At 57.0% G+C, this 13,686-nt stretch carries 13 protein-coding genes; 9 read left to right on the top strand and 4 right to left on the bottom strand.

The window, feature by feature from the left end; genetic code table 11:
* Nucleotides 1–789: 789 nt before the first annotated feature.
* The 4 genes from yjfF to ytfQ are packed head-to-tail and all read right to left on the bottom strand — an operon-like array spanning nt 790 to nt 5,334.
* Nucleotides 790–1,794: a galactofuranose ABC transporter, permease protein YjfF gene (gene yjfF / locus A1830_RS20630; protein WP_067710450.1), complete on the bottom strand. Its 1,005-nt coding sequence runs from the start codon at nt 1,792–1,794 to the stop codon at nt 790–792.
* Nucleotides 1,787–2,806: a galactofuranose ABC transporter, ATP-binding protein YtfT gene (gene ytfT, locus A1830_RS20625; protein ID WP_067710447.1), complete on the bottom strand. Its 1,020-nt coding sequence runs from the start codon at nt 2,804–2,806 to the stop codon at nt 1,787–1,789. Before ytfT ends, yjfF begins: the two co-directional genes overlap by 8 nt.
* Nucleotides 2,799–4,325: a sugar ABC transporter ATP-binding protein gene (locus A1830_RS20620; RefSeq protein WP_067710445.1), complete on the bottom strand. Its 1,527-nt coding sequence runs from the start codon at nt 4,323–4,325 to the stop codon at nt 2,799–2,801. The genes ytfT and A1830_RS20620 overlap by 8 nt, the downstream gene beginning before the upstream one ends.
* Before the next feature lie 52 nt (nt 4,326–4,377).
* Nucleotides 4,378–5,334, bottom strand: a complete 957-nt coding sequence (gene ytfQ / locus A1830_RS20615) for a galactofuranose ABC transporter, galactofuranose-binding protein YtfQ (RefSeq protein ID WP_067710443.1) — start codon at nt 5,332–5,334, stop codon at nt 4,378–4,380.
* Nucleotides 5,335–5,833: 499 nt separating this feature from the next.
* Here ytfQ and ydgT point away from each other — a divergent pair, with 499 nt between their 5' ends.
* The 9 genes from ydgT (at nt 5,834) to nth (ending at nt 13,089) form a co-directional block, all read left to right on the top strand.
* Complete coding sequence (gene ydgT / locus A1830_RS20610) at nt 5,834–6,049, top strand: transcription modulator YdgT (RefSeq protein ID WP_067710441.1); 216 nt, start codon at nt 5,834–5,836, stop codon at nt 6,047–6,049.
* Nucleotides 6,050–6,146: 97 nt separating this feature from the next.
* Nucleotides 6,147–6,590: a DUF2569 domain-containing protein gene (locus A1830_RS20605; protein WP_369815730.1), complete on the top strand. Its 444-nt coding sequence runs from the start codon at nt 6,147–6,149 to the stop codon at nt 6,588–6,590.
* A 125-nt stretch (nt 6,591–6,715) separates the two neighbouring features.
* On the top strand, nt 6,716–7,297 hold the full coding sequence (gene rsxA / locus A1830_RS20600) for an electron transport complex subunit RsxA (RefSeq protein WP_067710437.1): 582 nt from the start codon (nt 6,716–6,718) through the stop codon (nt 7,295–7,297).
* A complete protein-coding gene (gene rsxB / locus A1830_RS20595) occupies nt 7,297–7,872 on the top strand; it encodes an electron transport complex subunit RsxB (protein WP_067710435.1) in 576 nt (191 codons plus the stop codon). The genes rsxA and rsxB overlap by 1 nt, the downstream gene beginning before the upstream one ends.
* Complete coding sequence (gene rsxC / locus A1830_RS20590) at nt 7,865–10,072, top strand: electron transport complex subunit RsxC (RefSeq protein WP_067710433.1); 2,208 nt, start codon at nt 7,865–7,867, stop codon at nt 10,070–10,072. Before rsxB ends, rsxC begins: the two co-directional genes overlap by 8 nt.
* Nucleotides 10,073–11,134 (top strand): electron transport complex subunit RsxD, encoded by a 1,062-nt coding sequence (gene rsxD, locus A1830_RS20585; RefSeq protein WP_067710430.1) that lies wholly within the window; start codon nt 10,073–10,075, stop codon nt 11,132–11,134. It begins immediately after the preceding gene.
* Nucleotides 11,134–11,763: an electron transport complex subunit RsxG gene (rsxG, locus tag A1830_RS20580; protein WP_067710428.1), complete on the top strand. Its 630-nt coding sequence runs from the start codon at nt 11,134–11,136 to the stop codon at nt 11,761–11,763. Before rsxD ends, rsxG begins: the two co-directional genes overlap by 1 nt.
* Nucleotides 11,756–12,457 (top strand): electron transport complex subunit E, encoded by a 702-nt coding sequence (locus A1830_RS20575; RefSeq protein ID WP_067710427.1) that lies wholly within the window; start codon nt 11,756–11,758, stop codon nt 12,455–12,457. The genes rsxG and A1830_RS20575 overlap by 8 nt, the downstream gene beginning before the upstream one ends.
* Entirely contained in the window at nt 12,454–13,089 is a 636-nt protein-coding gene (gene nth / locus A1830_RS20570) for an endonuclease III (protein ID WP_067710425.1), read from the top strand. Before A1830_RS20575 ends, nth begins: the two co-directional genes overlap by 4 nt.
* Nucleotides 13,090–13,686: the final 597 nt, after the last annotated feature.

Below are 13,686 nucleotides of genomic sequence, written 5' to 3'. Positions count from 1 at the left end.
GCAGGACGCCCGCTCGCGACCGGGCCGTCCGGCCTGAAGTCGGAGCCAAAGGCACCACGCGAAGCGTGGCGTGAGGACGCCCGGCAACCGCCGGGATTATCCACCGGCACCGCAGATATTGCAGCCGACAAAACCAACCGACAAGCGTTGGGATTTTCCCCCATAAAGAGTAATTTTTGCAGCCAGATGACCACATCCCGGGGATATTGGGTGTGCAGGAAATAGCGGTTTGGATAGCTGAATGCAGCTCAAAAGCCTGCGAGTTTACAGGGCCTGACCTGAAGCGGCTCTGAAGCCCGAGAGGTGGACAATCCCAGCGGTTGACGGGCATTCCGCAGCGCTGCGGCGCAGACGGAGGGCCAGGCGAGTGCAGCAGGGATGCTGCACTCAGGGAGCGGCGGGCAGGACGCCCGCTCGCGACCGGGCCGTCCGGCCTGGCGTCGGAGCCAAAGGCACCANTGCTGCACTCAGGGAGCGGCGGGCAGGACGCCCGCTCGCGACCGGGCCGTCCGGCCTGGCGTCGGAGCCAAAGGCACCACGCGAAGCGTGGCGTGAGGACGCCCGGCAAACGCTGGGATTATCCACCGACACCGCAGCGATGGCAGCCCAAACAACTAACCGGCAAACGCTGGGATTATCCACCGATAGAGCACATATCGCAGCCTGCACAACCAACCGGCAAATGCCCGGATTGTCCACCAACAGCGCAGATATTGCAGCTGTATAGCAGACCAGCGCTTTAGACCAATCGACAGTCAAAACCAAAGGTACCACGCGAAGCGTGGCTACTCATTCACCTACGCCTGCCTGAGGCGTCACCCGTTTCACCGGCGCGTTCTGCTGGCGGTCCCACATCACCGTCAGCAACCTCTGCAACGCAATAAAAACAAACAGCAGGATCCCGATGGCGATCTTGGTCCACCACGAACTCAGCGTGCCGTCGAAATTAATCCATGTCTGAATCAAACCCTGAATCAGCACGCCAAACAGCGTGCCGAGCACCGTACCTACGCCACCCGACAGCAGCGTACCGCCAATCACCACCGAGGCAATCGCATCCAGCTCCACCCCCATACCCGCAAGCGCGTAACCCGCCGAGGTATAGACGGAAAAAACGATCCCAGCCAGAGTGGCCAGCGCCGAGGAAAGCATATAAATACGAACCGTGGTGCTACGGGTCGAAATTCCCATCAGTCGCGCTGACGTCGCATTCCCGCCAATCGCATAAACCTCATTACCAAAACGGGTGCGTTGAGCCAGTACAATGCCGAACCCCACCACCACCAGCATAATAACCGCCAGTAGACTTAACCGCCCGCCACCGGGAAGCCTCCACGCCATGCCCGACAGCGTGCTATACAGCGGATGGTCGATGGGTATTGAACTCTCCGCCACCAGATAACTGCTGCCGCGCAGAAAAAACATCCCGGCTAAGGTAATAATAAAAGCCGGAATTTTAAGCGCATCGATTAGCCAGCCCATCATGGCGCCAAATGCTGCCCCTAATACCATCACCAGCGCGAATGCCAGCCAGGGATCCAGATGATAATCTCCAATCGCCCGCGCCAGAAAAACGCCGGTAAAGGCAATCACCGCCCCAACCGACAGATCGATACCGCCAGAGAGAACCACAAACGTCATACCGACTGCAATAATGCCGAGGAAGGCGTTATCCGTCAGGATATTGGCAATCACCCGGGTGGAAGCAAAGCCGGGAAACTGCGCCAGACAAAAAAGATAACCTGCGACGAATACCAGCAAAGTAATCATCAACGGCAGATGACGTTTAATCACCTTTGCCCCCTCGTTTAAATAATTGAATAACGCGCGGCGTCTGAATCAGCAGCACCACCATCACCACCACGGCTTTCACCACCTGATTCAACTCCGGCGGGAAACCTGACAGCAGAATGCCGGTATTCATCGCCTGAATAATCAGCGCGCCCACCAGCGAGAGCAGCAGGTTAAAGCGGCCGCCCATGAGCGATGCCCCGCCGATCACCACTGCCAGAATGGCATCCAGCTCCAGCCAAAGCCCCGCATTATTCGCATCGGCACCACGGATATCTGCCGCAACAATCAGCCCCGCCACCGCCGCGCACAGCCCGCTAATCACATAGGTCGACATCACAACCAGCCAGCCGTTGACGCCAGCATTGCGCGCAGCGCGCAGGTTGATCCCCACCGCCTCGATAAACATCCCCAGCGCCGTTTTACGACAGACCAGCCAGACCAGCAGCGCCACGGCCAGCGTTATCCAGACCGGCACCGGCAGCAGCAAAAGCGTGCCGCTCCCTATCCGCGCCAGTGACTCACTGTCAAACGTGACGATTTGCCCCTGGGTAATCAGCTGCGCAATGCCACGCCCGGCCACCATCAGAATCAGCGTCGCGACAAACGGCTGAATTCTCAGTAATGCAACCAGCATGCCGTTCCACAATCCGCAAAGTACCCCGCTGCCGAGCGTCACCAGAATAACCGTTGGCAGCCCGTGACCGGAAACGGTCAGCGTGGCCGCCGTAGCACCCGCAATGGCCATTACGGCACCGACGGAGAGATCGATCCCGCCGGTGGCGATCACCAGCGTCATACCGATCGACAGCAGTGCAACCGGGGCGGCGCGGTTAAGAATATCGACCGGGCTACCGAACAGCCTGCCATCCTGCAGGTGAATCGCAAAAAAGTTACTGGCAACCAGGCTGTCGACAATCAGCACCACAATTAACGCGGCAATTTGCGGCATCCCCGCAGGCAGTCTGCGTTTATACCGTTGCGTCTTAGCCGGGACGAGAGAGGATTCAGGCATGCTGATCTCCTCCGGCTGCAATGGCCCCGACGATTGACGATACCGAAAGGTGCTCCAGCCCAATTTCGGCCACCTGCTGGCGATCCCGGAGGATCACCACCCGATCCGCATAGCCCACCAGCTCCTCCAGCTCGGAAGAGATAACCAGCAGGGCCAGCCCGTCCGCACAGAGTGACTCGATCAAACGGATAATTTCGGCATGCGTGCCGACGTCAATCCCGCGCGTGGGCTCATCCAGGATGAGAAACTGTGGCCGGGTCACCAGCCAGCGCGACAGCAGCACCTTTTGCTGATTGCCGCCGGAGAGCAATTCGACGGGCTGTTCTGCATCAGGCGTCCTGATGCCCAGGCTTTTGATAAAGCGACCGGCAATCTCCTGCTGCTCCCGTTTTTTTATCGGCCTGAGCCAGCCACGCTGTGCCTGCAGGGCGAGGATAATATTTTCACGCACCGACGCCGCGCCAATGATGCCGTCAGTTTTACGATCTTCAGGGCAGAAACCGATCCCCAGACGGGACGCCTGGGCTGGCGTGCGGATCGTTCGCTTTTTACCCTTAACGAAAGCGCTACCGCTGTCGGCGCGTCTGATGCCAAACAGCAGCTCGGCCGTTTCGGTACGTCCGGAGCCGAGCAGCCCTGCCAGCCCCACCGCTTCGCCGGGGCGCACGCTGAGGTCAAAGGGTGCAATCGTTCCCTTCCGGCCGTAATTTTTGAATTCGACCACGGGCTGATTGCTCTTGAGGGTACTTCCTGCGCGCTGCAGCGCAGTCTCCAGCAGTTCATGTCCCAGCATCAGTTTTATCAGGTCAATCTGTGCCAGCCCGTCAGTGTCCCGGCTGGCAACAAATTGTCCATTGCGTAACACGGTGATGCGATCGCTGATCCTGTAGACCTGATCGAGGAAATGAGTAACAAAAATCAGGCTCATGCCGCGATCCTTCAGCTGCCGCATCAGCGTAAAGAGCATTGTCACCTCGCTGGCATCCAGGCTGGCGGTCGGTTCATCAAGGATCAGGACCTTAGCCGAGAGATCGACGGCGCGGCAGATGGCAATGATTTGTTGCATCGCCACCGAATACTGACCCAGAGGACGGGTGACATCCAGTTCAAAGCCATAGCGGAGCAGCAGCGTCCTGGCGTTTTGTATTAAGGTACGCCGGTTGATGAACCCCAGCCGGCGTGGCTCGCGACCAATAAACAGGTTATCGGCGACCGACATATTCGGCAGCAGATTCACTTCCTGATAAACCGTGCCAATGCCCATGGCCTGCGCATCTGCGGTGCTGTGTGGGCTAATCTCCCGGCCTGACAGCAGAATAGTGCCCGCATTACGCTGATAAACGCCAGTCAGCACTTTAATCAGGGTCGATTTTCCGGCGCCGTTTTCGCCTAGCAGCGCCATAATTTCGCCGGGCCGTATGTCAAAGGAGACGTTATCCAGTGCCTTAACGCCGGGAAAAAGTTTACTGACGCCGCTTATGCTCAGCAGCGGCGGTGGAGAAGAGTGTTGCAGAGTCATACGGCTTCGCCTCTACCATAAAAAAACCGCCCTGATGCGGGCGGCGCGGGGGTCAGTAACCCATTCCTTTTTTCTTGTCGGCCTGAGATTGCGCATCGGCAGGCAGGAATAACCGGGATTCCGTTTTGATAATTTTGGGCGGCACGGTCCCCTCTTTTTTGAACTTCTCCAGCGCATCAAAGGCCGGCCCTGCCATATCCGGTGTCAGTTCAACGTTGGCGTTGGCCTCCCCCGCCAGCATGGCTTTATAAATATCCGGCACGCCGTCAATGGAACCGGTGAGAATATCTTTACCGGGCTTAAGACCCGCTTCCTTAATCGCCTGAATGGCACCAATTGCCATATCATCATTGTGGGCGAACACCATGCAGATGTTTTTACCGTTGTTCTCCGCCTTGATAAAGCTCTCCATGACTTCCTTACCCTTACTGCGGGTGAAGTCGCCGGACTGGGAGCGCACGATTTTAATACCCGGCGCGCCGGCGATGGCCTGCGCAAAGCCTTTTTTCCGGTCAATGGCTACGCTGGCCCCGACCGTACCCTGTAGCTCAACCACATTGCAGGGTTTGCCATTTCTCTCTTTTACCAGCCAGTCGCCGATCAGTTTGCCCTCGTAAACGTTATCTGCGGTGACCACGGCCATATAGAGCGACTTATCTTTAACCACAATAGCCCTGTCCAGCAGGAAAACCGGGATTTTCGCCTCGCGCGCCTCTTCCAGCACCGGCTCCCAGCCCGTCTGTACCACCGGGGCGATAAAAATTGCGTCCACACCCTGCGCGATAAAGGAGCGTACCGCCTTAATTTGATTTTCCTGCTTCTGCTGACCGTCGGCGATTTTTAGCGTAATCCCGCGTTTCTTAGCCTCGCTTTTCGCTACGCTGGTTTCTGCCGCACGCCAGCCCGATTCGGAGCCCACCTGCGAAAAGCCCACCGTCATCGACTCTGCCGCGGCATAAGCGGACAGGCTGGCACTGATAAGGGTGGTTAAGAGTAAACGCTTCCACATGTTTTCTTTCCTCTGAGGGGATGTCGTTGTTCAGGATAAAACCCGGCTTAAGCCTGGACTAAAGTCGAAAAAACATTTTCGACAATGCTCACAAAACGCATTTAATAAAAGACGTTACGTCGGGACAGGAAGCTGCATTTATCTGCTGTCGCTATGGACAGATGCGTCTGCACACTAAAGGTAATGTTAAATAAGTGTAATAAAGAGAATCGTTTATCACTTCGCACGGTGGAAACGATTACAGCAGAAATGCAGGATTTTAAAGGGCTATTTTAGTCATCCAGGAAGGCAGATATTTTCATGTTTTGTGAGCTGTGCCGCAGCCAGCACGGCCATCTGAGACGGGGGGTGAATAAATAGCAGCCAGCACTGAGCAAAATTTCGGCCTTATTGCAGATTTTATGCAGAATTTACAGGTAATTGCCCCATCACTCTCTGGACAGCTGCCCGCCGATCTTTATACTGGTTCCCTCATAATTATTACCCCCTGACGATCATCATGACTGTCCACGATTATCTGTTAAAATTTCGTAAAGTTAGCTCGCTGGAAAGCCTGGAAAAACTGTTTGATCATCTGAACTACTCGTTGACCAACAGTGCCGACATCATAAATATGTACCGTGCTGCCGACCATCGCCGGGCCGAGCTGGCGTCCGGTGGCCGCCTGTTTGACCTGGGCCAGGTGCCTAAATCGGTCTGGCGCTATGTGGTGTAAGTTTCACCTGTCAATGAACTGGCCTGTTTTTACCTCTGCCCCGGCGCCCAACTGGGGATAATATCGGGGGTGCTCATCGCCGTTTTGCTAAGGAAATATTGTGTCTGATGACAGTAAAGTGCGAATCTCCGGACTCCTTCTGGTCCCTCTTGCCTGGCTGATTATGACCATGCTCACCAGCGCCCTGATGGTTGCCATGTATCTGAGCGCATTACTCACGCCGGCGCTGCGCGCTGCGCTTTTCACTAACACCCATGCTTTTGCGCTGCAGTGGAGTATTTCGCTGGTAACGTCGCTGGTTGTATTGGGTTACAGCCTCTGGGTTACGTGGATATTCTGCCGACGATCGCGCCGTCTGCCCCGCCACTATATAATCTGGCTGCTGCTAACCGTGGTGCTGGCAATGAAAACCTTTGCGTTCTCACCGGTGAGCGACGATGCGGCTCTGCGCGCGCTTCTGCTTTCGCTGCTGGCGGCGGCGCTATTTGTGCCCTATTTCAAGCGCTCAGCGCGCGTCAAAAACACCTTTATTGAATCCTGATGCGGAAAAAAACGTCAGAAATTTAATCGTCCGTGCGCTAAGAGGATATCCTTAGTGATGAGAGGTTGTTCTGCTGCCGTCTATACCCGATAATAGGCGGCTTTTCATTTTTATCAGGCGTAATAATGACCGATTACCTGCTTCTTTTTATTGGTACAGTGCTGGTGAATAACTTCGTTCTGGTGAAGTTTCTCGGCCTTTGTCCCTTCATGGGCGTTTCCAAAAAACTGGAGACGGCTATTGGCATGGGACTCGCAACCACTTTCGTTATCACCCTGGCCTCAATCTGCGCGTGGCTGGTAAACCATCTTATTCTGCTGCCGCTGGATCTCGTTTATCTGCGCACCATGGCTTATATCCTGGTGATTGCGGTGGTGGTTCAGTTCACAGAAATGGTGGTGCGTAAAACCAGCCCCGACCTCTACCGCCTGCTGGGTATTTTCCTGCCGCTAATCACCACTAACTGCGCCGTGCTGGGCGTTCCGCTGCTTAGCGTTAACCTCAACCACACGTTTTTGCAGGCCGCGCTGTATGGCTTTAGCGCATCACTCGGCTTTTCACTGGTGATGGTCCTGTTCGCCGGGATCCGTGAACGCCTGGTGCTGGCCGATGTGCCCGCCCCGTTTAAAGGATCCTCTATTGCGCTGGTCACGGCGGGCCTGATGGCGCTGGCCTTTATGGGCTTTAGCGGGCTGGTGAAGTTCTGATGAGCGCAGTCTGGATTGCTATTGCCGTATTGAGCGCGCTCGGCCTGCTGTTTGGCGCGCTGCTGGGCTACGCCTCACGCCGTTTTAAGGTGGAAGAGGACCCGATCGTTGAGCAGATCGATGCCATTCTGCCGCAGAGTCAGTGTGGTCAGTGTGGCTACCCTGGCTGCCGCCCGTATGCTGACGCCGTGGGTAATAACGGAGAGATGATCAACAAATGCGCGCCCGGCGGTGAGCAAACCATGCTTAAGCTGGCCACGCTGCTGAACGTTGAGCCTCAACCGCTCGGCGATGAGGCCGCCCGCGAGCCTGAGCGTAAGGTCGCCTGGATTGATGAAGCGAACTGCATTGGCTGTACCAAATGCATCCAGGCCTGCCCGGTTGACGCTATCGTCGGCGCGACACGCGCCATGCACACCGTGCTCAGCGACGTCTGCACCGGCTGCGATCTCTGCGTTGCCCCCTGCCCTACTGACTGTATCGAGATGAGGCCGGTTGCCACCACCACGGCAAACTGGAAGTGGGATCTGCACAGCATCCCGATCAGGACTATCCCTGTGGAAAACCATGCGTAATCTGTTCAAACTCTTCAAAAAAGAACCGATCTGGGATTTCCAGGGCGGTATTCATCCGCCGGAAATGAAAACCCAGTCAAACGGGTCGCCTTTGCGTCAGCTTCCGCTGCCTGAGCAGTTCATCATTCCCATTAAGCAGCATATTGGTCATGAAGGTGAACTGCTGGTCAGCCCCGGCGATCGCGTCCTGCGCGGTCAGCCGCTGACGTTTGGCCGGGGCAGAATGCTGCCGGTCCATGCGCCCACCTCGGGCACCGTTGAGAGCATTGCGCCACATATTACCGCGCACCCCTCCGCGCTGGCCGAGATGTGCATTTTCATTCGCGCCGACGGCGAAGACCGCTGGTGTGAACGTCAGCCGCTGACCGATTACCGCCAGGCGGAGCGCAGCGCAGTGGTGGAGCGTATTCATCAGGCTGGCGTGGCGGGACTGGGCGGTGCGGGCTTCCCGACGGCGACCAAGCTGAAAGGCGGCCTGCGCGGCGTTAAGACGCTGATTATCAATGCCGCCGAATGCGAACCCTATATTACCGCTGACGACAGGCTGATGCAGGACTGCGCCGACGAGGTGATCGAGGGCAGCCGCATTCTCGGCTGGGTACTGCAATCTGAACGCGTGCTGATTGGTATTGAAGACAATAAACCTGAAGCGATAGCCGCGCTGAAAAAAGCGCTGGGCAGCGCCACGGATATGGAAATCCGCGTCATTCCTACCCGGTATCCGTCCGGCGGTGCCAAACAGCTGACCAGGATCCTGACCGGCATTGAGGTGCCTCACGGCGGTCGTTCGACGGATATTGGCGTGCTTATGCAGAACGTGGGCACCGCCTATGCAGTGAAGCGCGCTATTATCGATGGCGAGCCGCTGACGGAGCGGGTGGTTACGCTGACCGGCGAGTCCGTGGGACAGCCGGGTAACGTGTGGGGCCGCATCGGCACGCCGATCGCGCATCTGCTGCATAACGCCGACTTCACTCCCGGTCCTGGTCAGATGGTGGTCATGGGCGGTCCGCTTATGGGCTTTACCCTCCCCGCGCTGAACGTGCCGGTGGTGAAAATCACCAACTGCATTCTGGCCCCTTCCGCCAGTGAAATGGGCGATAGCGAACCCGAGAAATCATGCATACGCTGTAGCGCCTGTGCCGATGCCTGCCCCGCTGCCCTGCTTCCGCAACAGCTTTACTGGTACAGCCGTGGGGGCGATCACGACAAAGCGCGCGAGCATAATATTGCCGACTGCATTGAATGCGGCGCCTGTGCCTGGGTCTGCCCCAGCAATATTCCGCTGGTGCAGTATTATCGTCAGGAGAAGGCCGAAATTCGTGCCATTGACCTTGAGGCTGAGCGTACCGCCCAGGCGAAAATCCGCTTTGAAGCCCGTCAGCAGCGTCTTGAGCGGGAAAAACTGGCGCGTGAAGCCCGACATCAGCAGGCGAAACGCACCGTCAGCGACAGCGCTCAAACTGAGATTGAGGCCGCGATTGAGCGAGTGAATACGAAGAAACGGGCTGCCGACGATACCACACCGCAGCATGCGGCTGGCGAAACGACGCCTGAGATAGCCAGTATGCAGCGTGATGCGCGTAAAGCGCAGGCGCGTGCGCATCAGGCAGAGACCCAGGCAGAAACCGAACCTGCCACCCGGCAGGCGCATGACCCGCGTAAGGCTGCTGTCGAAGCCGCCATTGCGCGTGCCAAAGCGAAGAAAGCGGCCGCCGCCGAGCAGCCCGTCGCTTCCGATGACGCGCCCGACGCTTCCGGGGACGCGCCCGTCGACCCGCGTAAGGCCGCCGTCGAAGCTGCCATTGCGCGTGCCAAAGCGAAGAAAGCCGCTGCTGCGGAGCAGCCCGTCGCTTCCGATGATGCGCCCGTCGCGCCCGTCGACCCGCGTAAGGCCGCCGTCGAAGCCGCGATTGCGCGCGCCAAAGCGAAGAAAGCGGCCGCTGCGGAGCAGCCCGTCGCTTCCGATGACGCGCCCGACGCTTCCGGGGACGCGCCCGTCGACCCGCGTAAGGCCGCCGTCGAAGCCGCCATTGCGCGTGCCAAAGCGAAGAAAGCGGCCGCTGCGGAGCAAACCGATGCGGTAAATAACACCCAGGGAGCGGCAGATCTCGCTGACGCCCCCCGTAAAGCGGCGGTGGCGGCCGCCATCGCTCGCGCTAAAGCGCGCAAAGCGCAGCATTCTACGCAAGAGGATTAAATGGCTTTTCGCATCGCTAGTTCGCCCTATACACACAATCAACGCAGCACCAGTACGATTATGCTGCTGGTGCTCATCGCAGCGATCCCTGGCCTTGCCGCGCAGTGGTATTTTTTTGGCTGGGGCAACATTATTCAGGTGGTCATTGCCGCCGCGTCCGGGATGGGAGCAGAAGCGATTATTTTGAAGCTGCGCCGCCTGCCCCTGGCAAAAACGCTGGGTGATAATTCAGCCTTACTGACCGCCCTCCTTCTGGGCGTCAGTATTCCGCCCCTTGCGCCCTGGTGGATCATTGTTATCGGCACCGTTTTTGCCGTAGTGATTTCTAAGCAGCTCTATGGCGGCCTGGGCCAGAACCCGTTTAATCCGGCGATGGTCGGTTATGTGGTTCTGCTAATCTCATTTCCCGTACAGATGACCAGCTGGCTGCCGCCCGATACGCTGCAGACAATCACCCCGGGCTTTATGGATACCCTGAGTATGATTTTCCACGCCCATACGCTGGATGGCCATAGCATGCAGCAGTTGCAGGTGGGGATTGACGGCATTAGTCAGGCTACGCCGCTGGATACCTTCAAAACGGGCCTGCGCGCCGGACACCATGCTGAACAGCTGCTGGCGCAGCCTATCTACGGCGGCGTTATCGCTGGCCTGGGCTGGCAGTGGGTAAACGTTGGCTATCTGCTGGGCGGACTGTTCCTGCTGTGGACCAACACCATTCGCTGGCATATTCCGGTTAGCATCGTGCTCTCACTGGCGCTGTTTTCTGCCCTTGGCTGGATTTTCTCACCTCACAGCCTGGTGTCCCCGGTTATTCATCTGTTTTCCGGCGCGACCATGCTCGGTGCCTTTTTCATCGCCACCGACCCGGTTACGGCTTCGACAACCAATAAAGGTCGGCTGGTCTACGGGGTGCTGATTGGCCTGCTGGTCTGGTTGATTCGCAGCTTTGGCGGCTATCCGGACGGCGTGGCCTTTGCGGTTCTGCTGGCGAATATTACCGTACCGCTGATCGACTACTATACGCAGCCACGCGTATACGGCCACCGCAAGGAGAAATGATGCTGGATGCCATAAGAAAAAACGGCGTGACGCTGGCGTTATTTGCTGCGGTCACTACCGGCCTGACGGCGGTTATTAATGCGGTGACGAAGCCGACCATTGAACACCAGACTGCGGTGCAGCAGAAAATACTGCTCGATCAGGTGGTGCCGCCGGAAATGTACAATAATGCCATTCAGCATGAGTGCTATATCGTGACGAATGCGGCACTGGGTAATGGGCCTCACCACCTCTATCTGGCGCGAAAAGATGACAAGCCCGTGGCCGCAGCGGTTGAGACCACCGCGCCGGACGGGTATTCTGGGGCTATTCAGATGATAGTGGGTGCAGATTTTAACGGCACCGTACTGGGAACCCGGGTGGTGGAGCACCATGAAACACCTGGCCTGGGTGACAAAATAGAGCTGCGTATTTCTAACTGGATTAACAGTTTTAACGGTAAGCGATTGAATGGTCAGGACGATCCCCATTTTGCGGTTAAAAAAGACGGCGGGGATTTCGACCAGTTTACCGGCGCTACCATTACGCCTCGCGCCGTGGTGAATGCGGTAAAACGCACCACGCTTTATATTGAAACGCTGCCCGAGCAGATAGGCTCGCTGCCAGCCTGTGGAGATTCCAATGAGTGAAGCAAAAACGCTACTTATCGGCGGACTGTGGAAAAATAACTCGGCGCTGGTACAGCTGCTGGGGCTTTGCCCGCTGCTGGCGGTGACATCGACCTCGACTAACGCCCTCGGACTTGGACTGGCGACCACGCTGGTGCTGACCTGTACCAACAGCGCAATTTCCGCCTCACGTCGTTGGGTGCCTGCCGATATCCGCATTCCTATTTACGTGATGATTATTGCCGCCGTGGTCAGCTGCGTGCAGATGCTGATTAATGCCTACGCCTATGGCCTCTATCAGTCTTTAGGTATATTTATTCCGCTGATTGTTACCAACTGCATCGTGGTTGGCCGTGCGGAGGCGGTGGCCTCAAGAAGCAGCGTCCCGCTCTCTGCGCTCGACGGCATGGCGATTGGGTTGGGTGCGACCAGCGTAATGGTGGTACTGGGTTCAATTCGCGAAATCATTGGTAACGGCACCATTTTTAACGGCGCCGATCAGCTGCTGGGCCCATGGGCGAAAGTGCTGCGCGTCCAGGTTGTGCATTTTGATTCGCCCATGCTGCTTGCCATGCTGCCGCCTGGCGCTTTTATCGGTCTGGGCATGCTGTTGGCAGCGAAGTATCTTATTGATAATAAAATGAAAGCGCGCGCAGCGCTGGCTGCAGAAAAGGAAGCGAAAACGTTGTCTGAAGGAGAAGCGAGCCCGCTGTGAACAAGGATAAACGACAGCAGATTTTGAGTCGGCTACGAGAAAACAATCCCCACCCGACCACGGAACTGGTTTTCACCACCCCTTTTGAACTGCTGATTTCGGTGCTGCTCTCCGCGCAGGCCACCGACGTCAGCGTCAATAAAGCCACCGCGAAACTCTATCCGGTGGCGAATACCCCGGCTGCCATTCTGTCGCTGGGGGTGGATCAGTTAAAAACCTACCTTAAGACTATCGGTCTGTTTAACAGTAAGGCAGAGAACGTGATCAAGACCTGCCGTATTTTGCTGGAAAAGCATCAGGGCGAGGTTCCAGAGGATCGCGAGGCGCTGGAGGCGCTCCCTGGCGTGGGCCGTAAGACCGCCAATGTGGTGTTGAATACCGCTTTTGGCTGGCCGACTATTGCCGTCGATACGCATATTTTCCGCGTTTGTAACCGCACGAACTTTGCTCCCGGCAAAAACGTTGAGCAGGTTGAAGATAAGCTGCTGAAGGTGGTGCCGAAGGAGTTCAAGGTTGACTGCCATCACTGGTTTATTTTGCATGGCCGTTATACTTGTATCGCACGGAAACCCCGCTGCGGGTCATGCATTATCGAAGATCTGTGCGAGTATAAAGAGAAGGTCGAGCTTTAGGTTTTAGTGGTGCAGGGGTGTGATATCTGCGGTGCCGGTGGGTTGTTTGGGCTGCAATACCTGCTTTGGCGGGGGACAATCCCAGCGTTTGCCGGTTGGTTTTTTGGGCTGTAATGCCTGCGATACCGGCGGATAATCCCTGCGGTTGCCGGGCATCATGAAGCTGCAATATCGGCTTTTTCGGTGGACAATCCCAGCGTTCGCCGGGCGTCGCAGCTACAGGCTTTGCCTGGTGCCTTTGGCTCCGACTCCAGGCCGGACGGCCCGGTCGCGAGCGGGCATCCCTGCCCGCCGCTCCCTGAGTGCAGNTGCTTTGAGTAAAACCGTTTAGCTCTCCGCAGGTATCATCAGCACGACTTCCAGTTAAGCCCTATTAACACTCAGGCTTTGTAGCCCACCCGGCCCACTGGCAGGTAATTCAATAATGTGCATTTGATAGCGCCTGCCCAGCCGATGGCTCTGAGTCTTTAACACAAAGATTTTCTTATTTGCAGGGTTCTTCCTCTTCCAAACCTGCCAGGGATTGCCTGTAACACTCGAAACCATCCTTACCCGCAGCCAGCACAACGCAAAATGAGCAGACGGGTGGGGCCCGGT

The sequence above is a fragment of the Erwinia sp. ErVv1 genome (genome assembly GCF_900068895.1).
Taxonomy (GTDB): Bacteria; Pseudomonadota; Gammaproteobacteria; order Enterobacterales; family Enterobacteriaceae; genus Erwinia.
This window is presented reverse-complemented; position numbering and strand designations above follow the sequence as displayed.